The sequence below is a fragment of the Microbacterium sp. Y-01 genome, assembly GCF_003856715.1.
Classification (GTDB): Bacteria; Actinomycetota; Actinomycetes; order Actinomycetales; family Microbacteriaceae; genus Microbacterium; species Microbacterium algeriense.
Genome location: NZ_CP024170.1, coordinates 2268748 through 2295275 on the forward strand (window position 1 = coordinate 2268748; position 26528 = coordinate 2295275).

Here is a 26528-nt window from a genome sequence, read left to right on the forward strand (position 1 = left end):
GTCAGGCCGTGACGAGCGCGCGGTCGATGAGCGCGATCACGTTCTCGGTTCCGGTGCGGGTGCCGGCGTTCTCCGCGGCCGCCGCCATCCGCGCGATCCGCTCGTCGTCGCCCAGGAGCGGGACCACGATGCGGCGCACCGCGTCGCCGTCGAAGGTCGCGTCGTCGAGCAGTTCGGCCGCCCCGGCGGCGACGGCCGAGCTGGCGTTCAGACGCTGCTCGCCGTTGCCGACGGAGTAGGGCACGTACAGGGCGGGGATGCCGAGAGCGCTGATCTCGCTCACGGTCGCGGCCCCGGAGCGCGAGACGATCAGGTTCGCGAGGGCGAACGCCAGGTCCATGCGGTCGACGTAGCGGCGCATCGTGTACCCCTCGACGCCAGGGTCGGCGAGATCGCTCCGCTCCCCCGTCACGTGCAGGAGCTGCCAGCCGGCCGCGAGCACGTCCTGCCAGGAGTCGCGGAAGGCGTCGTTGAGTCGCTGAGCACCCAGCGAGCCGCCGAACACGAGCAGCACGGGACGCTCGGCGTCGAGACCGAAGTGCGCCGCGGCCTCGGCGCGCGATGCGGCACGGTCGAGCGCGATCACCTCGCGACGCAGCGGCATGCCGACCACCTCGCCGGACCGGAGCGGGGTGCCGGCGAATGCCACGCCGACGGCCGACGCCCGCCGAGCGCCCAGCACGTTCGCCAGTCCCGGCTTCGCATTGGCCTCGTGCACCACGAAGGGCACACCCTCGCGACGTGCCGCCACATAGGCGGGAGCCGAGGCATAGCCCCCGAAGCCGACGACCACGTCGACCCCGTGCCGCCGGATGTGCTCTCGCACCTGGGCGACGGCGCGGCGGAATCGCGCGGGGAAGGCGAGGGCCTGGCGGTTCGGCCGTCGCGGGAACGGCACCTTGTCGACGATCAGCAGCTCGTAGCCGCGCTCGGGGACGAGACGGGACTCGAGCCCCTCCGCGGTGCCGAGCACGAGGAGGGTCGCGTCGGCGTCGCGTTCGCGAAGAGCATCCGCGACGGCGAGCAGGGGGTTCACATGGCCGGCGGTGCCACCGCCGGCGAGGAGGTACGAGGTCACCTGGCGACCCTACCCCGCTCGGCTGACTGCTTCTCGGTGACGGGGATCGTCCGTGCGAACGCCAGGAGGACGCCGCACGCGATGAGCACGGCGAGCAGTGCCGTCCCCCCCTGGGACATGAACGGGAGCGGAACACCCATCACCGGGAAGACGCCGATGACGACACCGATGTTCATGACCGCTTGGCCGACGATCCACACGGTGATGCCGCCGGCGGCGACGCGGATGAAGGGGTCCGGGGTCTTCCGGATGACGTGGAACGCTCCGACCGTGAAGAAGGTGAAGAGGGCGAGCACCACGATGCACCCGATCAGACCGAGCTCTTCGCCGACGATCGCGAAGATGAAGTCGTTGCCCGCTGCGGGGAGCCACCCGTACTTCTCCTGCGAGTTCCCGAGCCCGAGCCCGAAGATTCCGCCGGAAGCCATGCCCCAGATGCCGTGGATCGACTGATAGCAGTCGGTGTCGTACAGCGCCATGTTGTCGCACGTCGCGGTGATGCGTCGCATCCGGTCCTCGCTGGACAGCGCGTAGCCCAGCACCGCGATGACGCCGAGGATGAGCGGCAGGATGAACAGCCGCAGCTTGACGCCGGAGAAGAAGAGGCAGCCGAGCAGGATGAGCACCAGCACCATCGCGGTGCCGAGGTCCTTTCCGGCGAGGACGGTGCCGATCGCGAGCGCGCCGACCGGCACGACGGGGATGAAGACGTGGTGCCAGGTGCCGAGCATGGCCTGCTTGCGCAGCAGCACAGCGGCGATCCACAGGGCGAGGGCGAGCTTGAGGAACTCGGAGGGCTGGAGGGTGAAGCCGGCGACCTTGATCCAGTTCCGGTTGCCGCCGTCCTCGATGCCGAGCGGGGTGAACACGAGCAGCTGCAGCGCGACGGCTCCGAACAGGGCGGGCCAGGCCATCTTCTTGAGGAAGGCGACCGGCATGCGGCTGATCAGGAACATCAGCGGGATGCCGAGCAGGGCGAACACGCCCTGGCGCAGCGCACCGTCCATGGGGTTCTCGCCGCGGGCGACGGCGGTGGCGCTCGTGGCGGAGAGCACCATGACGAGCCCGAAGAGTGTGAGCAGCAGGGCGGTCGACGCGATCAGCAGGAACTCGGTCGACACCGGTGTGAACCGGCGCCCGAGCGAGACCCGAGCCGCGAGGCCCCGGGACTCAGAGCGCGGAGGGCGGGACACCTGCGTCATCGGCGCTCCCCCGGTCTATCCAGTTCCGCACCGCCTCGGCGAAGCGATGACCCCGATCCGCGTAGCTGGAGAACTGATCGAAGGATGCCGCCGCCGGGGCCAGCAGAACTGTTCCCTCGTCGTCGACGATCCCCGCCGCGATCTCCACGACACGGTTCATGACCTGTCCAGTGTCGCCAGCATCGACCTCGAACACCGGCACCGCGGGCGCGTGTCGCCGGAATGCCGTCACGACGGCGGCGCGTTCGACGCCGATCACGACGGCGGCGCGCGCGGTGCGTCCGGCATCCGCGACCAGCTCGGCGATGTCGACGCCCTTCAGGTCGCCGCCGACCACCCACACCGCACCGGGGTAGGCGCGCAGCGACGAGGCCGCGGCGTGCGGGTTCGTGGCCTTGGAGTCGTCCACCCAGGTGATGCCGGCATGCCTGGCCACGATCTCGATGCGGTGCGCGTCCAGGTGGAAGGACTGCAGCGCGGTGTGGATCGCCTCCGGCTCGACGCCGAGCGAGCGGGCGAGGGCACTGGCGGCGAGGATGTTCTGCACGATGTGCGGGGCGGCGAGGCCCGCGGCGTCGAGGTCGGCGACGGTCGTGAGCTCGAGAGCGCTCCGCGCGCGGTCGTCCAGGAACGCGCGGTCCACGATCAGTCCCTCGACGACGCCGATGTCGCTCGGGCCGGGGATGCCGAGGTCGAAGCCGATCGCGCGCGCGCCTTCGACGACCTCCGCCTCCTCGACCATCCGCCTGGTCGCCTCATCGGACTTGTTGTAGACGCACGCGACACGGGTGTTCCGGTAGACCAGTGCCTTCGCGTCGCGGTACGCCTGCGCGCTCCCATGCCAGACGAGGTGGTCGTCGGCCAGGTTCAGGCACACGGCCGAGTACGGGGAGAGCTCGCCTTCCGGCTGCGACAGACCGAGATACCAGAGCTGATGGCTGGACAGCTCGACGACGAGCACGTCGAAGCCCTCAGGGTCGCGCACGGCATCGAGCACCGGGACGCCGATGTTGCCGCACGGGGCTGCACGCAGTCCTCCCTCGACGAGGAGGGTGGCGGTCAGCTGGGTCGTCGTCGTCTTGCCGTTCGTCCCGGTGATGAGCACCCAGTCCGCCGGTGTCCCGTCAGCCCGCACGACCTTGTCGCGGACGCGCCAGGCGAGTTCCACGTCGCCCCACAGCGCGATCCCGGAGTCCTGCGTCCAGCGGATGATCGGGTGCGAGGGCGAGAACCCCGGAGACGCGATCACCACCTCGGGGTCGAACTCCTGCAGGACAGCCGGCACCTCGGCGAGGGACCCGAGCTCGAGTCGTGCGCCGATCACCGGCAGCAGCCGCTCGTACTCCTGCTCGGCCGATTCGCTCAGCACGAGGACGTCGGCTCCGAGCTCGGTCAGCGTGTCGGCCACCGAGAACCCGGTCATCGACAGCCCGAGCACGGCGACGCGCAGGCCGCGCCAGTCCGCGTTCCAGCTCGTCAGTCCGGCGAGGCGCTCAGCCGACACGGGTCAGCCATTCCACGTAGAAGAGTCCGACGGCGGACACCGCGAGGAGGCCGGCGATGATCCACATGCGCACGACGATCGTGACCTCGGACCAGCCGCGCATCTCGAGGTGGTGGTGGAACGGGCTCATCAGGAACAGACGCTTGCCGCGTGTGATCTTGAAGTAGGCGCGCTGCAGGATGACGGAGCCGGAGGACAGCACGAAGACACCAGCGATGACGAGAAGCAGGAGCTCGGTGCGGGTGAGGATCGCCATCGCCGTGATCACACCGCCGATCGCCATCGAGCCCACGTCGCCCATGAAGACCTTCGCCTTGGGCGCGTTCCACCAGAGGAAGCCGATGAGGCTGGCGGCGAAGGAGGCAGCGATGATCGCGAGGTTGAACGGGTCGCGGACCTCGTAGCAGCCGCCGATGCTGTCGGTGTCTCCGCCGATGCACGGCTGCTTGAACTGCCAGAACGCGATGAGGCTGTAGGCGCCGACGACGAGGACGCCTGCGCCGGCGGCGAGTCCGTCCAGGCCGTCGGTGAGGTTCACGCTGTTCGACGTCGCGACGCCGATGATCGAGATCCACGCCAGGTACAGGATCCAGCCGAGGATCACGCCGAACGCGAAGAGGTTGAGCCAGGTGATGTCCCGGAACAGCGAGATCGAGGCGCTCGCGGGCGTCTGCCCCCACTTGTTCGGGAAGTTCAGCGCGACGATCCCGAACGGGATCACCACGATCAGCTGGCCGATGATCTTGCGCCAGCCGGACAGTCCGAGGCTGCGCTGGCTGCGCACCTTCATGTAGTCGTCGATGAAGCCGACGGCGCCGAAGCCGACCATGAGCCAGATCACGAGGATCGCCGAGAGCGCCGGCACCTGACCGCTGACGAAGACGCCGGTGAAGTAGCCGACGATCGAGCCGACGATGAAGATCACGCCGCCCATGGTCGGGGTGCCGCGCTTCGCCTCATGGCTCGGGTTGTGGACGGACTCCGGGGTGCGGATGACCTGCCCCCAGCCCCACTTCCGGAAGAGCCGGAGGAAGACGGGGGTCAGGAAGAGAGTGAAGGCGAGCGAGATGGCCGCCGCCATGATGAGTGACCTCACGAGAACAATTCTCCCAGACGATCGCCGAGATGCCGCAGGCCCACGGAGTTGGATGACTTCACGAGCACGCGGTCGCCGTCGCGGAGCTCGGTGCGCAGGTACTCGAAGGCCGCGTCCTGGTCCGGCAGATGCACGGCCTCGCTGTTCCAGGAGCCTTCCCCGACCGCAGCCAGGTAGAGCCGCCGCGCCTCGGGGCCGACCACCACGATGCGCTGGATGTTCAGTCGGACGGCGAGCAGGCCGATCCGGTCGTGCTCCTCGCCCGCGCTCTCGCCGAGCTCGTTCATGGCGCCGAGGACGGCGACGGTACGCTCGTCCGGCCCGGTGATCTGCGCGAGCGTGCGCAGAGCGGCCGCCATCGAGTCGGGGCTGGCGTTGTAGGCGTCGTTGATGATCCGGACCCGGTCGTTGCCCAACGGCTGCATGCGCCACCGCTCCGCGATCTCGACCGTCTCGAGCAGGGCGATCGCGTCCGCGGGAGCGACACCGAGCACGAAGGCCGAGGCGATCGCCGCCAGGGCGTTCGAGACGTGGTGTGCGCCGAGGACGCGCAGGCGCAGCGGCAGCCGCTCACCCGCCACCTCGATCACGCAGGAGGTGCCGGACGCGGAGACCTGGATGTCGTGCGCGCGCACGTCGGCGCTGGGGCCCTGGCCGAAGCCGACCACGCGCAGACCGCGCTGCTCGGCCAGCTCCCGCATGGCGGCGACCCGGGCGTCGTCGACGTTGAGCACGGCGGTGCCGGGAACCCGCGCCGCCGCGACGAGCTCGGCCTTCGCCTTCGCGGTCGCCTCGATCCCGCCGAAGCCTCCGGCGTGGGCCATGCCGACCATCAGCACAACGGCGATGTCCGGCTCGACGAGACCGGCGAGGTGCGCGATGCTGCCCGGCGCGGCCGCGCCGAACTCGCTCACCAGGAACCGGGTGCGCTCGGTCACGCGGAGCATCGTGACGGGTGCTCCGACCTCGTTGTTGAAGGACTTGATCGGAGCCACGGTCTCGCCCTCGCCTTCGAGGATGCGCGCGAGGAAGTTCTTGGTCGTGGTCTTGCCGTTCGACCCGGTGATGCCCACGATCCGCAGCTCGCCACCGGCGCGCACGCGGGCGACGACCTCCTTGGCGAGGGCGCCGAGAGCCGCGACGGCGTCGGGGACGACGATCTGGCTGACGGCGACGTCCACGGGGTGCTCGACGATCGCGAGGGCAGCGCCGGCCGCGACGGCCGCGCCGACGAAACGGTGGCCGTCCGTCTCGGCGCCGGGCTTCGCCACGAAGATCGAGCCGGGGGTCATGGTGCGGGAGTCGGTGTCGACGATCCCGTCGACCACGGTCTCGGCCGTGTCTTCTCCGGCCACACGCAGATCACCGCCGACGGCGGCGGCGATCTGGGCGAGCGTCAGGGCGATCATGTCATCTCCAGGCGCGGCTCGCGCCGTCTATCCGAACTTGGGAAGGAGCTCGTCCATCGGGACAGTGGACGGCATCACGCGATACGTTTTCATCACCTGCGTCATCGCCTTCTGGAAGGCGGGTGCGGTGGCCGCGGACGATACAACCTTAGTCGGCTCGTCGAGGGTGACCACGACGACGTACTGCGGATCGTCGACCGGAGCGAAGCCCACCATGCTGGTGTAGTACACGCCGGCCTTGTAGCCGCCGTTGACCTCGTCGGCCACCTGAGCGGTTCCGGTCTTGCTGGTCACGCGGTAGCCCGGGACCTGGATCCGATCGGCGTTGCCGCCCTGCACCGCGACGTTCTCGAGCATGCGTGTGAGCTCGGCGGCGGTCTGCTCCTTGATGATCCGCTCGTGCTTCGGGGCGGCCGAGTCGACGACGGTGCCGTCCGCGGCCGTGCACGACTCGACGAGGGAGAGGTCGATCTTCTCGCCGCCGTTCGCGATCGCCTGGTAGGCGCCGGCGAGCTGCGCGGCGGTGACGGTGTAGTACTGGCCGAAGGTCGTCGTGTAGAGCGACTGCGCGTCCCAGTCCTTGACCGGGTGCAGGATGCCGCTCACCTCGGACGGGAAGTCCAGGACCTTCTGCCCCACGCCGAAGCGCTCCAGGTAGTCGTAGCGGACGTCGGGGCTCACCATCGTGCCGAACTTCGACAGCGCGACGTTGGACGAGTCGATGAGGCCGCCGGCGAGGGTGTAGTTGTACGCGGGGTGGGTGAAGGCGTCGTTGATGACGGCGCCGTTCGGGAAGGTCTCGCGCGAGGCGGCGCTGACGGTGCTCAGCGGCGTCAGCCCGGCCCCTTCGATCGCGGCGGCGGCGGTGATGGCCTTGAACGTCGAGCCGGGCTCGAAGTCGCGGTGGAAGATCTGGCTGGCCCTGGTCTCCGGCGTCGAGGCATCGAGGTCGTTGGGGTCGAGCGCGGGCCACTCGGCGGCGGCGCGGATCTTCCCCGTCTTCACCTCGACCACGGTGACGGTGCCGGCCTTCGCGCCCTGCGCCTGCGCCTCCTCGGCGATCATCTGCTGCAGGTACCAGTTGAGGTCGCTGTTGATCGTGAGCTGCACGGAGCCGCCGTTGACGGCCGGGACGGTCCGTTCACTGCCGGGGATGACGACGCCGTTGGCACCGGTGCGGTACGACTCCTCGCCGTCGGTCGGCGCGAGGCACTCCTGCCCCATCTGCTCGATGCCGGCCTGCGCCGAGCCGGAGCTGTCCAGGAAGCCGAGGATGTTGCCGGCGACGGCGCCGTTGGGGTACACGCGGGTCTCGCGGGAGTCGAAGTGCAGGTAGGCGAGCTTCAGCTCCTTGAGCGCGATGTACTGATCCGTGCTGAGCGACCGCTTCAGCAGCACGTACTGGCTCTTGGCGTCGACCGCGAGGGCGTCGGCCACCATGGTGCGCACCTCTTCGCCGGTCTGCCCGGTGATCGCCGCGATCTTGTCGGAGGCCTCCGCCCAGGGCAGCTTCGGATCCTTCTCCTCGAGCTGGGTGATCACGAGCGGGCTCAGCTGCGCGTCGTAGACCATCACGCTGGAGGCGAGGACCGAGCCACCGGCGTCGACGATCGCTCCCCGCTGTCCCGGGATCGTGTCTCCGGCTCCGATCTTCGTGAGCGATTGCGAGACGTGCTCGTCGGCGCTGACGACCTGGATGTCCACCAGGCGGACCACGAAGGCCACCAGCACGGACAGGATGACGGCGAGGGCGACGACGGTGCGTCGCCGCGGTCCGCGGGTGGCTCGTGTCGTCATGGGATCTCTCCGTCGGTGGTAAGCGGTCAGTGCGTGGTCGGGCTCGGGAGTCCGTCGGTGATGGCCGGCGGGAGCTCCTGCGTCGGGGGCGGCGTCGTGCCGTCATCGGTGGTGTCGGCGGGCGGCGGCGGATCGACGATCAGGGCGTTGCTGACCGCACCGGCGCCGTCGGGGTTCACCGTCGACGTCCAGTCGGCCCCGGCCCCGGTGCCGAACACCGCGCCGTCGCTGAGGCGCAGGTAGGACGGGGCGCCTGCGACCACCATGCCCAGTCCCGCCGCGCTGCTCGCGAGCACCTGCGGGGAGCTGACGCCGGTCAGCTCCTCCTGGAGCGCATGCGTGTGCAGGCTCAGGTCACGCTGCTGCGAGGAGAGCCCCGCGAGCGTGAACGAGTCCTGCGTGATGGCGAGCGACAGGGCGACCTGCGCGGCCCCGATGGCCAGCGCTCCGCCGAGCGCCACCAGGGCGTAGGCGAGCTTCGGCTTGCGCCGTGTCGACGGACGCTCGACGGGTCGCAGCCTCCGCTCGGGCTCGCGCGCGGGGGCGACCGGCTGCGCCGGCTTGCGGACGACGGCATTCAGGCTCATGCGCTCTCCCGCAGTTTCTCGGCGGCGCGCAGTCGCACCGGGATCGCACGGGGGTTCCGTGCGCGTTCGTCGTCATCGGCCAGTTCCGCTCCCTTGGTGAGGATGCGGAACCGCGGGGCGTGTTCGGGGAGCTCGACCGGGAGGCCGGCCGGAGCAGTGGAGGCCGCAGCGGCGGCGAACGCCTGCTTGACCAGACGGTCCTCCAGCGACTGGTACGACATCACGACGATGCGACCGCCGACGCCGAGCGCGTCCATCGCCGAGGGGATGGCATCGGCGAGAACGTTGAGTTCGGCGTTCACCTCGATGCGCAGCGCCTGGAACACGCGCTTGGCGGGGTGGCCGGCGCGCTGGGCGGCAGCGGGCGTCGCGGCGATGAGGATCTCGACCAGCTCGCCGGAGCGGGTGATCGGCTGCTTCTGCCGCGCCTCGATGATGAAGCGCGCGTAGCGGCCGGCGAGCTTCTCCTCGCCGTAGCGCTCGAAGATGCGTCGCAGGTTGCCCTCGCTGTACGTGGCGACCACGTCGGCGGCGGTGATGCCCTTCGTCTGGTCCATCCGCATGTCGAGCGGAGCGTCCTTGGAGTAAGCGAATCCTCGGTCCGCCTCGTCGAGCTGGAGAGACGAGACGCCGAGGTCGAAGAGGATGCCGGCCGCGCCCTGCGCGTGCAGGCCGATCTCGTCGTACACGGCGTGGACGAGGGTGATGCGATCGCGGAAGCGGGCGAGCCGCTCCCCCGCGATGCGCAGCGCGTCGGTGTCACGGTCGAGGCCGATCAGCCGGATGTTCGGAAAGCGCTCGAGAAGGGCCTCCGAGTGGCCTCCCATGCCGAGGGTGGCATCGACGAGCACGGCTCCGTCCGCCTGCAGGGCGGGAGCGAGCAGCTCGACGCAGCGGTCGAGCAGGACGGGGGTGTGGATGTCGCGGAGGTTCATGATCTTTCTCGGGGTGACCGTGGGCTCTGATCCCCCTCCGCTTCGCGACCCGGCACCGGGGAAGTGTGTCGGGGCGGGAGCGGCGGGGCATCACAGCCACGGTCAGAAGAGTCCCGGAATCACCTCCTGCTCGAGCTCGGAGTAGGTCTCCTCGCCGGCGGCGAGGTAGGCGTTCCAGCTCTCGGCATCCCAGATCTCGGCATGGGCGCCGACTCCGGTGACGATGAGCTCCTTCTGCAGACCGGCGTACTGACGCAGGTGAGCGGGGATGGTGATGCGGTTCTGACTGTCGGGCATCTCCGCACTCGCACCGGAGAGGAACAGACGCATGAAGTCACGCGCCTGCTTGTTCGCGAGCGGAGCCTGACGGATCCGCTCGTGCATCGCCTCGAACTCGGCCGTGCTGAAGACGTAGAGGCAGCGCTCCTGACCTCGGGTGACGACGATGCCGCCGCCGAGGTCCTCGCGGAACTTCGCAGGAAGGATGACCCGTCCTTTGTCGTCCAGCTTCGGTGAGTGCGTACCCAGCAACATCGGCCACCACCCCCTCTGCGTCCGGCCAACTCGAGGTGCGCCCCACTTTACTCCACTTTCCTCCACATTCCTACGACGAATCTGACGGATCTGGCTCTCTTCACCGGATCAAGCCGCATTGACCCGCGGAATTCCGCGGTGGAGGAAGGTGGAGGGCCAGTGGAGGGCAGGTGGAGGCCCGTGGGGCACGACGAGCGCGGCGGAACGGGGTTAACGGAAAGAAGCCCGGATGCTCAGCATCCGGGCTTCGGTCGTGAAAGCGTGTGGCGGGTCAGTGCCCGTCCTGGCGGCGGTCCCATCGGTCGTTCATGCGATCCATGAAGGATGCGGACTCGTGCTTCTTCGCCGCGGAGCGCTCGCGGGGTGCGGCGGGCTTGGACCGACGCACGGGGGTGACGGCGACCATCACCCCGGCGAGCATCGCGGCGAAGCCGATGACACCGACGACGATGCCCCACACGCCACCGAGGATGACCCCCGCCACGAGGCCGCCGACGCCGGCGAGCAGCAGGAGCGCCCCGTAGACGAGGTTTCGGTAGCTCAATGCGCGATCACCGGACGGCGCGCTGACGACGTCGGCATCATTGTGAAGGAGATGGCGTTCCATCTCGTCGAGCAGACGCTGCTCCTGTTCGGAGAGTGGCATTTCGTCCCCCTCGGGTATCGTGCCTTCCATTCTACGCGCGCAGGGGCGCTCGGGGCTAGCGGTTCGGCGTCCCCTTGCTTTACGTATGCTGGGAGTCGTGTCGCCCTCCTCCCCCGTCCCCGACGCCGTCGCGGCGCGCCTCACCCGCTTCCTCGGACGGATGCGCGAGGAATCCCAGGAGTACGGCGCGGATGCCGCCGCCTTCCTCGAGGCCGCGGCCGGCACGCTCGACGGAGGCAAGCGGCTCCGGGCCCGGTTCTGCCATGCCGGCTGGCGCGCTGTCGCCCGATTCCGGGATCGCACGGCCACCGAGACCGACGCGCTGTGGGACGTCTGCACCGCGTTGGAGATCTTCCAGTCCGCCGCCCTCGTGCACGACGATCTGATCGACAACTCCGACACGCGTCGCGGTCGCCCCGCCGCGCACCGGGCGCTGGAGGGATCCCACCGCTCCGCCGGCTGGTCCGGAGACCCCGAGGCCTTCGGACGCGCGGCGGCCGTCCTCCTCGGCGACCTGCTCGTCGCCTGGAGCGACGACCTGCTGGAGTCCGCGCTCGACGGACACCCGCACGCCCGGGTCGTGCGGTCAGAATACGCGCGGATGCGCCGGGACGTCACGACGGGCCAGTTCCTCGACATCGCCGAGGAATCCGCGTGGAGCGTCAACGACGGGCAGTCCCACGCCGAGCGGGCGCTGCGCGTCGCCTCCCTCAAATCCGCGCGGTACAGCATCGAGCAGCCGCTGATCCTGGGCGGCTCGCTGAGCGGCGCGGACGACGATCAGCTGTCGGCGCTGCGGCGCTTCGGGCATCCGATCGGCATGGCGTTCCAGCTCCGGGATGACGTGCTCGGCGTGTTCGGCGACGCGGCGGTGACCGGCAAGCCCGCGGGTGACGACCTCCGCGAGGGCAAGCGCACGGTCCTGATCGCCCTCACCAGGCAGAGCCTCGACCCCTCGGCGCGCAACCTCCTGGACGAGATGCTCGGAGATCCGGACCTCACGCCGCAGCAGGTGTCGTTCCTTCAGGCCACCATCACCGACTCCGGCGCCCTCGATCGCGTGGAGTCCCTGATCGCCGAGTACGCACGGGAGGCCGACCGCGCCCTGACGGGCGCCCGTCTCGACAACGCCGCGGTCGGAGAGCTGCGCGAGCTCGCGCGCGCAGCGACGGTGCGCTCCGCCTGACGGCCGAGGATCAGGCGAGGGTGCGCGCGATGCGCCGGACCTCGCTCTTGTGCCCGGCGAGGAGCGCCTCGATGGGAGAGCGTCCGAGCGTCTCCTCTTCCTCGAGGAGCCAGTCGATCAGCTCGTCGTCGGAGAAGCCGGCGTCCTGCAGCGCGATCACGGTGCCGCGCAGCGAGCTGAGCGGGTGCCCGTCGACGATGAAGATCGCCGGCACGGCGAAGACGCCGGTGCGACGCGATCCGACCAGGTAGTGCTCGTCGATCAGACGGCGGACACGGCCGAGGGGCACATCCAGCGCCTCGACGAGGTCGGGCATCGTGAGCCACTCGATGGCAGCGGCGGGGGTTCCTGCAACGTTCTCAGACACGTTGCCCACTATCTCACCTCCGCCGGGACGCCGCATGTCGACGCGTTCGTCACATCCGTCACTTCTGTCACTTCTGTTGACTTCTGTTTACACCCGTGTCAGCGTGAAGGGCTGGAAAAAGGAGGCACGCCGTGACCCTGAAGACCGCCGCCCGCCGATCGCGTCACCTGCACATGGGAGTGCCCGCCGCTGTGCTCGGCGCCCTCGCCGCGTCGTTCACCGCCGCACCGGCGCACGCCGCCTCACCGCAGGACAGCACCCCGCTCGAGCGCCTGCGCGTCGCCCCGACCCGCGTGCTCCCGGCTCAGGCCGCACCGTCGAACTACGTCGTGGCTCCGGGAGACACGATCTCGTCGATCGCCGGCCGCTTCGGTCTGCGCACGACGGACGTGCTGGCGTGGAACAACTTGTCCTGGCGCTCCGTGATCTACCCGGGCCAGACACTGAAGCTCCAGTCATCACCCGCACCCGCACCCGCGACCCCGACCCCGACAGCGGCTCCCGCTCCGGCCGCCGAGGCGAAGACGCACCAGGTCGTCGCCGGGGACACGGTCTACGCGATCGCCCGGAAGTACGGCACGACGGTGGATGCGGTGCTGGCGGCGAACGGTCTCGATCGCGCATCCGTGATCTACCCCGGCCAGACTCTCCGGGTCTCGGGCGCCGCGGCACCGGCCGCCGCACCGGCTGCCGCCGCACCCGCTCCGGCGCCCGCCCCGGCGGCAGCGGCCGCGGACGCGTCGCATGTCGTCGTCGCGGGGGACACGGTGTTCGCCATCGCGAAGAAGTACGGCACCACGACACAGACGCTGTTCGCGCTGAACGGCCTGGGCCCGAGTTCGATCATCTACCCCGGCCAGAAGCTGACCGTGCGCGGGGCCGCGCCCGCGGCGGCACCGGCGCCGACGGCTGCGTCGGGCGGCGGACAGCGGACCGCGGCTCTCACACCGGAACAGGCCGCCAACGCCGCGCTCATCATCCGCATCGGCCGGGAGCTCGGCGTCTCGGACCGCGGGATCGCGATCGCCCTCGCGACCGGGATGGTCGAGTCCGATCTGCGCAACCTCGACTGGGGCGACCGTGACTCGCTCGGCATCTTCCAGCAGCGGCCGAGCACGGGGTGGGGAGCGCCGGCCCAGATCATGGACGCCGACCGCAGCACGCGGGTGTTCTACGGCGGCGCGAAGGATCCGAACGGCACCGTGACGCGCGGCCTCCTCGACATCCCCGGGTGGGAGAAGATGGCCTTCACGGACGCGGCCCAAGCGGTGCAGATCTCCGCATATCCCCACAAATACGGGCAATGGGAGACCCAGGCCTTCGCCTGGCTCGCCCTCTACGGCTGACCTCCGCCGAAAACCCGAAGCCCCCAGGGGTGAGCCGCTCCCCTGCCTTTCAGGCAGTTCTCCATAGAATTCTGACGTGACGACCAATCAGCAGGCCGACCCCCTCATCGGGCGGCTTGTCGACGGCCGGTATCGCGTTCGCGCCCGGATCGCCCGCGGTGGGATGGCCACGGTCTACGTGGCGACCGATCTCCGCCTCGAACGGCGCATCGCCCTGAAGGTGATGCACGCGCACCTCAGCGACGACTCCGCCTTCCAGAGCAGGTTCATCCAGGAGGCCCGTGCGGCAGCCCGGCTGGCCGACCCCCATGTCGTGAACGTGTTCGACCAGGGCCAGGACGGCGAGCTCGCCTACCTGGTCATGGAGTACCTGCCCGGGATCACGCTCCGCGAGCTGCTCCGCGAGCAGAAGCGGCTGACGGTGCCGCAGACGATCACGATCATGGACGCGATCCTCGCGGGGCTCTCCGCCGCGCATCGCGCCGGCATCGTGCACCGCGACGTCAAACCCGAGAACGTGCTCCTCGCCGAGGACGGCCGCATCAAGATCGGGGACTTCGGCCTGGCTCGAGCGACCACGGCGAACACGGCGACCGGGCAGCAGCTGCTCGGCACCATCGCCTATCTCGCCCCCGAACTCGTCACGCGGGGCACCGCGGATGCCCGCAGCGACATCTACGCCCTCGGCATCATGCTGTACGAGATGCTCGTCGGCGAGCAGCCCTACAAGGGCGAGCAGCCCATGCAGATCGCGTTCCAGCACGCCACGGAGTCGGTGCCGCGTCCGAGCGTGCGCAATCCGGCGGTACCGGAGCAGCTCGACGAGCTCGTGCTGTGGGCGACCGAGAAGTCGCCGGACGAGCGGCCGGACGACGCGCAGCAGATGCTCGAGCGGCTGCGGGCGATCGAGCGCGAGCTCGGCATCGCCCCGGCGACCGCTCGGGCCACGGCTCCGCAGCAAAGCCAGAGCGACTCCGGCGACCTCACCAAGGTCATGCCGGGGACGATGGTGATCGCGGATCCCACCGCTCCGGCACCCGTCACGGTGGACAACGCGACACTGCTGCGTCGGCGGGCCTCGAAGCGTCGCGCGCGCGGCGCGTTCCTGCTCACGCTGGTCCTGCTGCTGGCGGTGCTCGCCGGAGGGGTCGGCTGGTGGTTCGGCTCCGGACCCGGATCGCTGGTCGCCGTGCCGGGTGTCGCCGGCGGGACCTACGACGAGGCAGCGGCCGCCCTGACCGAAGCGGGCTTCGTCCCGAGCCAGAAGGACCAGTTCTCGATCGACATCGACAAGGGAACCGTGATCGAGACCGATCCCGCGGAGGGGACCCGGTTGGACAAGGGCGACCCGGTCACCGTCATCGTGTCTGCGGGCCCGGCGAACCACACCCTCGACGCCCTCAACGGCCGCGCCGAGCAGGACGCCCGCGACTACCTGGCCAGCCTCAACGTCAACGTCGCGGAGAAGTCGCTCGTGCTCTTCTCCGATGCCGATGCCGGCATCGTGATCAACGCCTACGTCACGCCGCGCGCGGGCGGCGACGCCTACGCCTGCGGCGAAGGCTGCGAGGTGTTCGAAGACGACTCGGTCGAGCTCTACGTCTCGGCTGGCGCGTTCCCCGACGTGTCCGGAATGTCCGTCGACGAGGCGCGATCGACGCTCACCGACAAGGGCCTCGTGGTCGGCGACGACCCCCAGTACGTGTTCAGCGACAACACCGACCGCGACATCGTGATCGGCGTCGCCGACCGCGCCGAGGAAGGCAACTGGCGCCCCGGGGACAACGTCCAGCTCATCGTGTCGAAGGGCCCGGAGCTGTTCCCGGTCCCCGACGTCTCGGGCAAGACCCTGAACGAGGCGAAGCGGATCCTCTCCGACGCCGGCTTCAAGGCGACCTACGCCGCCTGGGGCGACCTGCCCGGATTCGCCGAGATGGCGACCGTGACGGGACAGGACCCCGGCTCCGACAAGTCGCTCCCCCGCAGCGGCACCGTGAACCTTTCCATCCAGCTCACCGGATGAGGTGCGCGCCGACCGGCCGCATCGACCACGCTCACGTGAAAGCGCCCTCCCGACGGATCGGGAGGGCGCTTTCGCGTGCAGGGCTCGGCGTCAGCGCTTCTCGAGCTCCTCGGCCACGAGGAAGGCCAGCTCGAGCGACTGCATGTGGTTCAGGCGCGGGTCGCACAGGCTCTCGTAGCGGGTCGCGAGCGCCGCTTCGTCGATCTGCTCGGATCCGCCGAGGCACTCGGTGACGTCGTCTCCGGTGAGCTCGACGTGGATGCCGCCCGGGAACGTCCCGACCGCGCGGTGCGCTTCGAAGAAGCCGCGCACCTCGTCGACCACGTCGTCGAAGCGACGGGTCTTGTAGCCGGTCGGCGTGGTGATCCCGTTGCCGTGCATCGGGTCGGTGACCCACAGCGGCTGCGCCCCGGATTCCCGGACGGCCTCCAGCAGCGGCGGCAGCGCGTCGCGGATCTTGCCCGCACCCATGCGGGTGATGAACGTCAGTCGACCGGGCTCGCGATCCGGATCCAGCTTGTCGATCAGGGCGAGCGCGGTCTCCGGCGAGGTCGTCGGGCCGAGCTTGACCCCGATCGGGTTGCGGATCTTGGAGAAGTAGTCGACGTGGGCGCCGTCGAGCTCGCGCGTGCGCTCCCCGATCCACAGGAAGTGCGCCGAGGTGTTGTACGGGGTGTCCGTCCGCGAGTCGATCCGCGTCATCGGGCGCTCGTAGTCCATGAGCAGACCCTCGTGACCGGTGAAGAACTCGACGCGCTTGAGCTCGTCGAAGTCGGCGCCGGCGGCCTCCATGAACTTGATCGCACGATCGATCTCGGCGGCCATGCGCTCGTAGCGCTGGTTCGCCGGGTTCTGCGCGAAGCCCTTGTTCCACGAGTGCACCTCGCGCAGGTCCGCGAAGCCGCCCTGGGTGAACGCGCGGATCAGATTCAGCGTCGAGGCGGCGGTGTGGTAGCCCTGGAGCAGGCGACCGGGGTCGGCCGTGCGCGAGCCCTCGGTGAAGTCGTAGCCGTTGACGATGTCGCCGCGGTACGCCGGGAGGGTGACCTCGCCGCGCGTCTCGGTGTCGCTCGAGCGGGGCTTGGCGAACTGTCCCGCCATGCGACCCATCTTGACGATCGGCATGGAGGCGCCGTAGGTCAGGACGACGGCCATCTGCAGCACCGTCTTGATCCGGTTGCGGATCTGCTCCGCCGTCGCGCCGGCGAACGTCTCGGCGCAGTCGCCGCCCTGGAGGAGGAAGGCCTGTCCGGATGCCGCACGAGCGAGACGGTCACGCAGGTTGTCGACCTCACCGGCGAAGACCAGCGGCGGGAGCGTCGCGATCTGCTGGGAGACGTCGGCGACGCGGTCCGCGTCCGGCCACTGCGGCTGCTGCTTGATGGGAAGCGAGCGCCATGCATCAAGGGCTTCGATGTGGTGCGAGAGCATGCGTTCCAGCCTAGTGGTCGCGCGCGATGCCGAGCTCCGCGCCGAGGCTATGTGACGCGGGCGGGAAGACGGTCCTTCACCGTCGAGGCGTAGACGTCCTCGTACTGCTGCTCGCCCAGTCGCTGCAGGGCCACCATGATCTCGTCGGTGACCGAACGCAGGATGTAGCGGTCGTTCTCCATGCCCGCGTATCGGGAGAAGTCGAGCGGCTCCCCGATGACGATGCCGACGCGCACGACGCGGGGCAGCCGTCGGCCGATCGGCATCGCGGTGTCGGTGTCGACCATGATCACCGGGACCACGGGGACCTTGGCCTCCAGCGCCATCCGGGCGATGCCGGTGCGGCCGCGGTAGAGCTTGCCGTCGGGGCTCCGCGTGCCCTCGGGATAGATCCCGAGCAGGTCGCCGCCGCCGAGCACCTGCAGCCCGGTGTTCAAGGACGCCTCCGACGCCTTGCCACCCGATCGATCGATGGGGATCTGGCCGGTGGCCTTCATGAAGAACTTCGTCGCCCACCCCTTGAGGCCGCGACCAGTGAAGTAGTCGCTCTTGGCGAGGAACGACATCGGCCGGTCGATCACGAGCGGCAGGAAGATCGAGTCGGCGAAGGAGAGATGGTTGCTGGCGAGGATCGCGGCGCCGTTCGCGGGCACGTTCTTCCGACCCACGATCCAGGGGCGGAACACCGCCTTGACCACGGGGCCGATCACGACGTACTTCATCAGCCAGTAGAACATCGAGGTGAAGTCTAGCGCCGCGTCCGCGATCCGCCGGTGTCCGGTTCGCCGAGCCCGCCGCCGCGCGACCCAGTTCCACCTCATCCGCGACCGGGTGTCATGCCCTAGACTCGAACGACACCCGTGCCCGACCGGTACCGAAGGAGCTGCCGTGGTCCAGTTTGAAGTCCCCGCGATCGTCCCCGCCGACCCCGATGCGAACGTCGCCGACCTCCTGGTGAAGCGCGTCGAAGCCACTCCCGATCGCGCCCTGTTCTCGGTGCCGGAAGGCGACGGCTGGCGCGACATCTCCGCCGCCGATTTCCAGACCGCCGTGATCGCGCTGGCGAAGGGCCTCGTCTCCGCCGGCATCCAGCCCGGCGAGAAGGTCGGCTTCCTCGCGCGCACGACGTACGAGTGGACCCTCGTCGACTTCGCCCTGTTCTACGCCGGCGCGGTGATGGTGCCGATCTACGAGACGAGCTCCCCGTCCCAGATCCAGTGGATCCTGGAGGACTCCGGAGCCACCGCCCTGATCGTCGAGTCGCCGGAGCACTTCGCCCGTGTCGACGAGGTGCGCGGCGACCTCCCCCTCATCCGCGAGGTGTGGCAGCTGCACCTGGGAGCCATCGACACCCTCACCGCCCAGGACGTCTCCGTGGCGGACGAGGAGATCGCGCGGCGCCGCTCCCTCGCGGTCGGATCCGACATCGCCACCCTCATCTACACCTCGGGGTCGACCGGCCGGCCGAAGGGCTGCGTGCTCACGCACAGCAACTTCGTCGAGCTCGCCCGCAACTCCGCCAAGGCGCTCGACGAGGTCGTCCAGACGCCCGGGGCCTCGACGCTGCTCTTCATCACGACCGCGCACGTGTTCGCCCGGTTCATCTCGATCCTCGATGTGCACGCCGGTGTGCGGACCGGACACCAGCCGGACACCCGCCAGCTCCTCCCCGCTCTCGGCTCGTTCAAGCCCACCTTCCTGCTCGCCGTCCCTCGCGTCTTCGAGAAGGTGTACAACTCGGCCGAGCAGAAGGCGGAAGCCGGGGGCAAGGGCAAGATCTTCCGCGCCGCGGCCGACGTCGCGATCGAGCACTCGAAGCTGCTCGAAGAAGGCAAGAAGATCCCGTTCGGGATGAAGCTCAAGTTCGCCCTGTTCAACAAGCTCGTCTACAGCAAGCTCCGCGAGGCCATGGGCGGCAAAGTCGTGTACGCCGTCTCGGGCTCCGCTCCCCTCGGCTCGCGCCTGGGGCACTTCTTCCACAGCCTCGGCGTCGTCATCCTCGAGGGCTACGGCCTCACCGAGACGACGGCTCCGGCGACGGTGAACCTCGCCGACAAGTCCAAGATCGGCACGGTCGGCCCCGCCCTCCCCGGTGTCGGCGTCCGTCTCGCCGACGACGGCGAGGTCGAGGTGCGCGGCATCAACGTGTTCAAGGAGTACTGGAACAACCCGGAGGCGACGGCCGAGGCGTTCAGCGACGGCGGCTGGTTCCACACGGGCGACATCGGCAGCTTCGACTCCGAGGGGTTCCTCACGATCACGGGGCGCAAGAAGGAGATCATCGTCACGGCCGGCGGCAAGAACGTCGCGCCCGCCGCCCTCGAGGACCCGATCCGCGCGAATCCGATCATCGGCCAGGTCGTCGTGGTCGGCGACCAGCGCCCCTTCATCTCGGCGCTGATCACCCTCGACCCGGAGATGCTCCCCACCTGGCTCGCGAACAACGGCCTGGAGGCGGGTATGTCGCTCGCGGACGCCGCGAAGAACCCGGCCGTCCGTGCCGAGGTGCAGCGCGCGGTGGATGCCGCGAACGGCCGGGTCTCCCGTGCGGAGTCCATCCGCAAGTTCACGATCCTCGAGTCGGAGTGGACCGAGGCCTCGGGGCACCTCACCCCCAAGCTCTCGATCAAGCGGAACATCATCATGAACGACTTCGCGGACGAGATCGCGGCGATCTACGACGAGCCCGTGGCGACCACGAACGTCCCGATCGGCTGACGTCGGCTACACGAAGAAGGGCCCCGCCTGAGCGGGGCCCTTCTTCGTGTCGCCGGGGTTCAGAACCAGGAGCTCTCGCGGACCTCGCGCATCGCGATCTTGCGCGTCTCGGGGTCGAGCCGCGACAGGAACAGCTTGCCGTCGAGGTGGTCGGTCTCATGCTGCAGCGCCTGGGCGAGCAGCCCTTCGCCCTCCAGCACCACGGCCTCGCCGTCGAGGTCGATGCCTTCGACGCGGGCCCAGGGGTGGCGCAGCGCGTCGTGCCACAGTCCGGGCACGGAGAGGCATCCCTCCCCTGTCGGCACCGGCTCGCCGCGCACCTCGGTCAGCACCGGGTTCAGGACGTACCCGATATCGCCGTCGATGTTGTAGCTGAAGGCACGAAGCGCGACACCGATCTGCGGGGCGGCGACACCGGCCCTGCCGGGAAGCTCGACGGTCTCCACGAGGTCGGCGACGAGGGCCCGCACGCCGTCGTCGATCTCCTCGATCGGCGCGCACACCGTCCGCAGGACGGGGTCGCCGAAGATGCGGATCTCACGGACCGCCATCAGGCGGCCCTGGCCCGCAGGCCCTCGACGAGCAGCGCCGCGAGCTCACGCGCGGCGACCCGCGTCTCGGGCAGCAGGTTCGCGAAGACGATCGTGCCGCCTCCCGCGATCTGCGGGTCGTACGGGACGCGGACGACGCTGCGTGCGCGGGTCGCGAAGTGCGCCTGGAGCTCGTTCAGGCGCACCAGCGGGGTGCCGGGCGTGGACTGGTTGAGCACGACGATCGCCTCGCGCGCCTGCTCCGCGTAGCCGTTGGTCTCCAGCCACGTGAGCGTCTCGGACGCCAGACGGGCCTCGTCGACGCTGAGCCCGGAGACGATGACGATCTGGTCCGCGAGGTCCAGCGTCGCCGACATCACGGAGTGGACGATCCCGGTGCCCGTGTCGGTCAGGACCAGCGAGTAGTAGTGCGCCGCGACATCGGCGACGTCGCGGTAGTCGCTGTCGCTGAACGCCTCGGCGATGCGCGGATCGGCGTCGGAGGCGAGCACGTCCAGCCGCGTCGCGTCCCTGGCCACGATCGCCGAGATGTCGTGGTAGCCCTTGACGTCGTCGTGGATCCGCACCAGATCCCGCACGGACTTGCTGTGGTGGGGCCGCACGATCCGCTCGGCCAGAGTGCCCCGGTCGGGATTCGCGTCGACGGCGATCACACGGTCCTCCCTGGCATCGGCCAACGCCATGCCGAGGAGCGCCGTGATGGTCGTCTTGCCCACGCCGCCCTTGCGCGACAGCACGGGGACGAACCGCGCGCCGCCGGCCAGCGGAGCAGCGATCCGCGCCGACAGCGCCTTGCGCTCACGCGCGCGCCGTCCGTCGCCGATGTTGATGCGCCGTCCGGAGACCGCGTACAGGAAGTGACTCCACGCACCCTCCGGCTCGGGCTTCGCCACCCGATGCGGGTCGAGCAGCCGATCCGCGGTGAGGAGGTCGGCCGACTCCCGGGAGGACTCCCCCAGGTCGTCGAGGCGCTTGGAGGTGAGCGTGACGTCCGTGCGCGGCGTGGTCCTCACGGGCTGCGGCACGACGGAGCGGTCTTCGGGGCTGGACACGGTCGGGGTCTCCTTCTCGGCGGATGCCTGCACGGGCGACGACGTCGCAGGGCGATCGGCTCCGTTCTCGGTGCGAGCCTTGGCGAGGAACCGGGCGGCCGCCGCCCGCTCGTCCGCAAGGTCGTCCGTGTCGCGCTCCTCCACGTCCGGGTCCGACGCCGCGGTCGACTCCCGCCGCTCGGCGTCGGGGTTCGGGTCCTCGACGACATCGGCGTCGACGACGTCCTCCGTCGTCGTCGAGAGGGCTGAGACGTCGATCACGATGGGCTCGGCGACGGAGGGCTGCTCGATCTCACCGGTCACCGACGAGTCCTCCTCCACCTTCGCGGTGCTCGCGGAGGTGGACTCGGCGATCTCCGGTTTCGCGCGCTCCGCCGGCGGCATCGAAGCCGTCGCGGTCTTCGGCTTCCGGTCCGCCTCACGCGGAGGATCGATCACGAGGTCGCCGATGACCTCGCCCTCGACGATCCCGTCGTCGGCGAGGTCGTCATCCTCGTCCTTCGGCAGCGTCACGCTCACCTGAGCGGTCCTGCCGAGGATGCCGATGCCTGCCGTGTCGAGCGACGCGGCTTCGTCCAGCACCCCCAGCGGGTTGTCCTCGGGGTCAGCGGTGTTCTTCGGTGTCACGATGTCACTCCCAGCCTGCGCGAGCCTCGGGTGCGCACCTGGTGCGCGGCCCTCGCCCGCACAAGATTAGTGCGCCGGACGGATGACGACCAAAAGATCTCCCGCGTCGACCTGCTGCGTCTCGGCGATCGCGTGGCGCTCGATGATGCCGTCGACGGGCGCCGTGATCGCCGCCTCCATCTTCATCGCCTCGATCGACGCGACCGGCTCCCCGGCCCGGACGGCGGAGCCGACCTCGGCCTTGAGAGTGACCACGCCGGAGAAGGGCGCCGCGACCTGACCGGGCACGGAGGTGTCCGCCTTCTCCACCTCGTGCGCATCGACGGAGACCGAGCGGTCGCGCACGAAGACCGGACGCAGCTGTCCGTTCAGCGTCGTCATGACCGTACGCATGCCCTTGTCGTCCGCGTCGCCGATCGCTTCCAGACCCACGTAGAGACGCACGCCGCGATCGATCTCGACCTGGTGCTCCTGCCCCTGCACGAGCCCGTACAGGTAGTCGCTCGTGTCGAGCACCGACAGGTCGCCGAACAGCTCCCGTCGCTCGGCGAACTCCGCGGTGGGTGCGGGGAAGAGCAGCGTGTTCAGTCGCGAGCGCCGTTCCGCGCTCGTCCCGCCGAGGGCCTTCTCGTCATCGGCCGAGATCGCGGTGAGTCCTGTGCGCACCGAGCGACCGGCGAGTACCTTGGTGCGGAAGGGCTCCGGCCACCCCCCTGGCAGGTCGCCCAGCTCTCCCGCCATGAACCCGACGACCGAATCCGGCACGTCGTACTTCTCGGGGTTGGCCTCGAAGTCGGCGGGATCCGCCTTGACCGCGGCGAGGTGGAGCGCCAGGTCGCCGACGACCTTCGACGACGGCGTCACCTTCGGCACGCGTCCGAGGATGCGATCGGCGGCGGCGTACATGTCCTCGATGAGCTCGAAGTCGTCCGCCAGTCCGAGCGCCTTCGCCTGCTGGCGCAGGTTCGACAGCTGCCCGCCAGGGATCTCGTGGTGGTAGACGCGGCCTGTGGGGCCGGGAAGCCCGGACTCGAACGGCGCGTACTGACGGCGCACCGCCTCCCAGTACGGCTCGAGGTCCGAGACGCCGGCCAGCGAGATGCCGCTGTCGCGATCCGTGTGCGCGAGCGCGGCCACGAGGGACGACAGCGACGGCTGACTGGTGGTGCCGGAAAGTGGAGCCGAGGCGGCGTCGACCGCGTCGACGCCGGCGGCGCTGGCCGCGAGGAGGGTCGCGAGCTGGCCGCCGGGGGTGTCATGCGTGTGCAGGTGGACGGGGAGGTCGAACCGCTCCCGCAGCGCCGACACGAGCTTCGCCGCGGCCGCGGGACGCAGCAGACCCGCCATGTCCTTGATCGCGATGATGTGCGCGCCCGCGGCGACGATCTGGTCCGCGAGGCCGAGGTAGTAGTCGAGCGTGTAGAGATCCTCCGCCGGGTCGAGGAGGTCGCCGGTGTAGCAGAGGGCGACCTCGGCGACGGCCGTGCCGGTGTTCCGCACGGCCTCGATCGCCGGGCGCATCTGCTCGACGTCGTTGAGCGCGTCGAAGATCCGGAAGATGTCGACGCCGCTGGCCGCCGCCTCCGCGACGAAGGCCTCGGTGACCGCGGTGGGGTAGGGCGTGTAGCCGACCGTGTTGCGTCCGCGCAGCAGCATCTGGATCGCGATGTTCGGCAAGGCCGCGCGCAGCTTGTCCAGCCGCTCCCAGGGGTCCTCGCCGAGGAACCGCAGCGCGACGTCGTAGGTCGCCCCTCCCCAGGCCTCGACCGAGAGCAGTCCAGGGGTCAGCCGGGCGAGGTAGGGCGCAGCGGCGACCAGATCCTTCGTCCGCACGCGGGTCGCCAGCAGCGACTGGTGCGCGTCGCGGAAGGTCGTGTCGGTGATGGCCAGCGCGGTCTGCTCGCGCAGGCTGCGGGCGAAGCCCTCGGGTCCGAGCTCGAGCAGACGCTGCCGGGAACCGGGCGCCGGCTCGGCGGTCAGGTCGATCTCCGGCAGCTTGGTCACCGGGTCGACGACGCCGGGGTGGGCGCCGTGCGGCTTGTTGACGGTGACGTCGACCAGCCAGTTCAGCAGCTTCGTGCCGCGGTCCTTCGACACGCGCCCGCGCAGCAGCTCCGGGCGCTCGTCGATGAACGAGGTGCTGACGTCCCCCGCGATGAAGGCGTCGTCCTCGAGGAGCGCCTGCAGGAAGGGGATGTTGGTCGAGACGCCGCGGATGCGGAACTCCGCGAGGGCACGGCGCGCCCGCGCGACGGCGGCCGGGAAGTCCCTCCCGCGGCAGGTCAGCTTCGCGAGCATGGAGTCGAAGTGCGGGCTGATCTGCGCGCCCTGGTGCACCGTGCCGCCGTCGAGGCGGATGCCGGCGCCACCCGGAGAGCGGTACGTGGTGATCTTCCCCGTGTCGGGACGGAATCCCTGCGTCGGGTCCTCGGTCGTGATCCGGCACTGCAGCGCGGCTCCGCGCAGGTGCAGGTTCTCCTGCTGCAGCCCCAGCTCGGCGAGGGTCTGCCCGGCGGCGATGCGCATCTGGCTCTGCACCAGGTCGACGTCGGTGACCTCCTCGGTGACCGTGTGCTCGACCTGGATCCGCGGGTTCATCTCGATGAAGACGACCTCGCCGGCGCGCTCCCCCGCCGTCTCCAGCAGGAACTCGACGGTTCCGGCGTTCTCGTACCCGATCGAGCGGGCGAACGCGACCGCGTAGCCGTGCAGCGCGGTGCGGATGTCGTCGTCCAGGTTCGGCGCGGGAGCGATCTCGACGACCTTCTGGTGACGCCGCTGCACCGAGCAGTCGCGCTCGAACAGGTGCACGGTCTCGCCGGTCTTGTCGGCGAGGATCTGCACCTCGATGTGCCGGGGGCGCACCACCGCCTGCTCCAGGAACATCCGCGGGTCGCCGAAGGCGCTCTCGGCCTCGCGCATCGCCTCGGCCAGTGCGGGGGCGAGTTCGCCGAAGGTCTCCACCCGCCGCATCCCGCGGCCGCCGCCACCGGCGACGGCCTTGGCGAACAGCGGGAAGCCGATCTCCTGCGCCTGCGCGACGAGCGCATCGACGTCGTCGGACGCCTCGGTGGAGCGCAGGACGGGCACTCCGGCCTCGACCGCGTGCCGCTTCGCCTCGACCTTGTTGCCCGCCATCTCGAGCACCGACGAGGGCGGCCCGATGAAGACGATGCCGTTCGCCGCCGCCTTCGCCGCGAGCTCGGGGTTCTCGGAGAGGAACCCGTAGCCGGGGTAGATGGCGTCCGCGCCGGATTCGAGGGCGACGCGGATGATCTCGTCGACGTTCAGGTAGGCGCGGACAGGATGACCGCGCTCCCCGATCTCGTACGCCTCATCGGCCTTCAGCCGATGCACCGAGCCGCGGTCTTCATGGGGGAAGACCGCGACGGTGCGCGCTCCCACCTCGACAGCCGCACGGAATGCGCGGATCGCGATCTCACCACGGTTCGCCACAAGGATCTTCTGGAACATGCACACCTCTGTGAGCTCGATGCGCAGCGTTTTCGATGCGCATGGGGCGGGGCTGAGTGTTCCCCCAGCCTAGGGGAAGGTAACGTGGTGTCCGTGCACGTACTCAGCGTCAGCTCTCTCAAGGGAGGCGTCGGCAAGACGACCGTGACACTCGGGTTGGCCTCCGCGGCCTTCGCCCGGGGCGTCCGGACGCTCGTCGTCGACCTCGACCCGCAGTCCGACGTCTCCACCGGGATGGACATCCAGGTGGCCGGACGACTCAACATCGCCGATGTCCTGGCGAACCCGAAGGAGAAGGTCGTCCGCCAGGCGATCACCTCCAGCGGCTGGGCGAAGGTGCACCCCGGCACGATCGACGTGCTCATCGGCAGCCCGTCCGCCATCAACTTCGACGGACCGCACCCGAGCGTCCGCGACGTGTGGAAGCTCGAAGAGGCACTCGCCTCCGTCGAGGCCGACTACGACCTCGTGCTGGTCGACTGCGCACCGTCGCTGAACGCGCTCACCCGCACCGCGTGGGCGGCCAGCGACCGCGTCATGGTCGTCACCGAGCCCGGACTGTTCTCCGTCGCCGCCGCCGACCGCGCCCTCCGCGCGATCGAGGAGATCCGCCGCGGCCTCTCCCCCCGACTGCAGCCGCTCGGCATCGTGGTGAACCGCGTGCGTCCGCAGTCCATCGAGCACCAGTTCCGCATCAAGGAGCTCCGCGACATGTTCGGCCCGCTCGTGCTGTCACCGCAGCTTCCCGAGCGCACCTCGCTGCAGCAGGCACAGGGCGCCGCGAAGCCGCTGCACATCTGGCCCGGCGATTCCGCTCAGGAGCTCGCCGCCGACTTCGACTCGCTGCTCGACCGCATCATCCGCACCGGACGCATCCCGGTTCCGGAGTCGGGTCCGCAGAGCTGACCCGCAGCGTCGCACGAGAAGCGAATCGGCCGTCCTCATCGAGGGCGGCCGTTCTCGTG

21 protein-coding genes are annotated in these 26528 nt (G+C 69.8%); 5 read left to right on the forward strand and 16 right to left on the reverse strand.

Annotated elements, in window-relative coordinates:
• Position 1 precedes the first annotated feature (1 nt).
• The 10 genes from CSX12_RS10745 to CSX12_RS10790 all read right to left on the reverse strand — a co-directional run bounded on the left by CSX12_RS10745 (position 2) and on the right by CSX12_RS10790 (position 10788).
• Positions 2 to 1078 (reverse strand): UDP-N-acetylglucosamine--N-acetylmuramyl-(pentapeptide) pyrophosphoryl-undecaprenol N-acetylglucosamine transferase, encoded by a 1077-nt coding sequence (locus tag CSX12_RS10745; RefSeq protein WP_017202844.1) that lies wholly within the window; start codon positions 1076 to 1078, stop codon positions 2 to 4.
• On the reverse strand, positions 1075 to 2280 hold the full coding sequence (gene ftsW, locus CSX12_RS10750; RefSeq protein ID WP_124895756.1) for a putative lipid II flippase FtsW: 1206 nt from the start codon (positions 2278 to 2280) through the stop codon (positions 1075 to 1077). Before ftsW ends, CSX12_RS10745 begins: the two co-directional genes overlap by 4 nt.
• On the reverse strand, positions 2249 to 3784 hold the full coding sequence (gene murD, locus CSX12_RS10755; RefSeq protein WP_124895757.1) for a UDP-N-acetylmuramoyl-L-alanine--D-glutamate ligase: 1536 nt from the start codon (positions 3782 to 3784) through the stop codon (positions 2249 to 2251). Before murD ends, ftsW begins: the two co-directional genes overlap by 32 nt.
• On the reverse strand, positions 3774 to 4880 hold the full coding sequence (gene mraY, locus CSX12_RS10760) for a phospho-N-acetylmuramoyl-pentapeptide-transferase (RefSeq protein WP_124895758.1): 1107 nt from the start codon (positions 4878 to 4880) through the stop codon (positions 3774 to 3776). The genes murD and mraY overlap by 11 nt, the downstream gene beginning before the upstream one ends.
• Positions 4877 to 6289 carry a UDP-N-acetylmuramoyl-tripeptide--D-alanyl-D-alanine ligase gene (gene murF / locus CSX12_RS10765; RefSeq protein WP_124895759.1) on the reverse strand — a complete coding sequence of 471 codons (1413 nt, stop codon included), beginning with the start codon at positions 6287 to 6289 and terminating at the stop codon, positions 4877 to 4879. The genes mraY and murF overlap by 4 nt, the downstream gene beginning before the upstream one ends.
• 27 nt (positions 6290 to 6316) lie before the next feature.
• The gene (locus CSX12_RS10770; protein WP_124895760.1) at positions 6317 to 8086 is read right to left on the reverse strand and encodes a penicillin-binding protein 2; all 1770 of its coding nucleotides are present in this window, start codon (positions 8084 to 8086) and stop codon (positions 6317 to 6319) included.
• Positions 8087 to 8112: 26 nt separating this feature from the next.
• Positions 8113 to 8673: a hypothetical protein gene (locus CSX12_RS10775; protein ID WP_124895761.1), complete on the reverse strand. Its 561-nt coding sequence runs from the start codon at positions 8671 to 8673 to the stop codon at positions 8113 to 8115.
• Complete coding sequence (gene rsmH / locus CSX12_RS10780) at positions 8670 to 9608, reverse strand: 16S rRNA (cytosine(1402)-N(4))-methyltransferase RsmH (protein ID WP_124895762.1); 939 nt, start codon at positions 9606 to 9608, stop codon at positions 8670 to 8672. The genes CSX12_RS10775 and rsmH overlap by 4 nt, the downstream gene beginning before the upstream one ends.
• 102 nt (positions 9609 to 9710) lie before the next feature.
• Positions 9711 to 10142 (reverse strand): division/cell wall cluster transcriptional repressor MraZ, encoded by a 432-nt coding sequence (mraZ, locus tag CSX12_RS10785; protein WP_017202852.1) that lies wholly within the window; start codon positions 10140 to 10142, stop codon positions 9711 to 9713.
• Between the two features lie 271 nt (positions 10143 to 10413).
• The gene (locus CSX12_RS10790) at positions 10414 to 10788 is read right to left on the reverse strand and encodes a DUF3040 domain-containing protein (RefSeq protein WP_124895763.1); all 375 of its coding nucleotides are present in this window, start codon (positions 10786 to 10788) and stop codon (positions 10414 to 10416) included.
• A 97-nt stretch (positions 10789 to 10885) separates the two neighbouring features.
• On the opposite strand from CSX12_RS10790, the gene CSX12_RS10795 reads away from it, so the two are divergent.
• On the forward strand, positions 10886 to 11974 hold the full coding sequence (locus CSX12_RS10795) for a polyprenyl synthetase family protein (RefSeq protein ID WP_206427069.1): 1089 nt from the start codon (positions 10886 to 10888) through the stop codon (positions 11972 to 11974).
• A gap of 10 nt (positions 11975 to 11984) precedes the next feature.
• On the opposite strand, the gene CSX12_RS10800 is transcribed toward CSX12_RS10795, so the two are convergent.
• Positions 11985 to 12341, reverse strand: a complete 357-nt coding sequence (locus CSX12_RS10800; protein ID WP_026049811.1) for an Rv2175c family DNA-binding protein — start codon at positions 12339 to 12341, stop codon at positions 11985 to 11987.
• Between the two features lie 131 nt (positions 12342 to 12472).
• Between CSX12_RS10800 and CSX12_RS10805 the strand changes: the two genes are divergently transcribed.
• Both CSX12_RS10805 and pknB read left to right on the forward strand, forming a co-directional pair.
• A complete protein-coding gene (locus tag CSX12_RS10805; protein WP_241160434.1) occupies positions 12473 to 13687 on the forward strand; it encodes a LysM peptidoglycan-binding domain-containing protein in 1215 nt (404 codons plus the stop codon).
• Between the two features lie 76 nt (positions 13688 to 13763).
• On the forward strand, positions 13764 to 15710 hold the full coding sequence (pknB, locus tag CSX12_RS10810) for a Stk1 family PASTA domain-containing Ser/Thr kinase (protein ID WP_124895765.1): 1947 nt from the start codon (positions 13764 to 13766) through the stop codon (positions 15708 to 15710).
• A 90-nt stretch (positions 15711 to 15800) separates the two neighbouring features.
• On the opposite strand, the gene CSX12_RS10815 is transcribed toward pknB, so the two are convergent.
• Together CSX12_RS10815 and CSX12_RS10820 are read right to left on the reverse strand one after the other, a co-directional pair.
• Entirely contained in the window at positions 15801 to 17141 is a 1341-nt protein-coding gene (locus tag CSX12_RS10815; RefSeq protein ID WP_124895766.1) for a 3-deoxy-7-phosphoheptulonate synthase class II, read from the reverse strand.
• A gap of 47 nt (positions 17142 to 17188) precedes the next feature.
• Positions 17189 to 17878, reverse strand: a complete 690-nt coding sequence (locus CSX12_RS10820) for a lysophospholipid acyltransferase family protein (protein WP_017202860.1) — start codon at positions 17876 to 17878, stop codon at positions 17189 to 17191.
• Between the two features lie 151 nt (positions 17879 to 18029).
• On the opposite strand from CSX12_RS10820, the gene CSX12_RS10825 reads away from it, so the two are divergent.
• Entirely contained in the window at positions 18030 to 19859 is a 1830-nt protein-coding gene (locus CSX12_RS10825) for an AMP-dependent synthetase/ligase (protein WP_124895767.1), read from the forward strand.
• 59 nt (positions 19860 to 19918) lie between these two features.
• Here CSX12_RS10825 and def read toward each other — a convergent pair whose 3' ends face one another.
• The 3 genes from def to CSX12_RS10840 form a co-directional block, all read right to left on the reverse strand.
• Complete coding sequence (gene def, locus CSX12_RS10830; protein ID WP_017202862.1) at positions 19919 to 20410, reverse strand: peptide deformylase; 492 nt, start codon at positions 20408 to 20410, stop codon at positions 19919 to 19921.
• Positions 20410 to 22089, reverse strand: a complete 1680-nt coding sequence (locus CSX12_RS10835) for an AAA family ATPase (RefSeq protein WP_124895768.1) — start codon at positions 22087 to 22089, stop codon at positions 20410 to 20412. Before CSX12_RS10835 ends, def begins: the two co-directional genes overlap by 1 nt.
• A gap of 66 nt (positions 22090 to 22155) precedes the next feature.
• Complete coding sequence (locus CSX12_RS10840) at positions 22156 to 25563, reverse strand: pyruvate carboxylase (RefSeq protein ID WP_124895769.1); 3408 nt, start codon at positions 25561 to 25563, stop codon at positions 22156 to 22158.
• Positions 25564 to 25656: 93 nt separating this feature from the next.
• Between CSX12_RS10840 and CSX12_RS10845 the strand changes: the two genes are divergently transcribed.
• Positions 25657 to 26469, forward strand: coding sequence for a ParA family protein (locus tag CSX12_RS10845; RefSeq protein ID WP_026049812.1), 813 nt, complete (start codon positions 25657 to 25659; stop codon positions 26467 to 26469).
• The last annotated feature ends 59 nt before the right edge of the window (positions 26470 to 26528 follow it).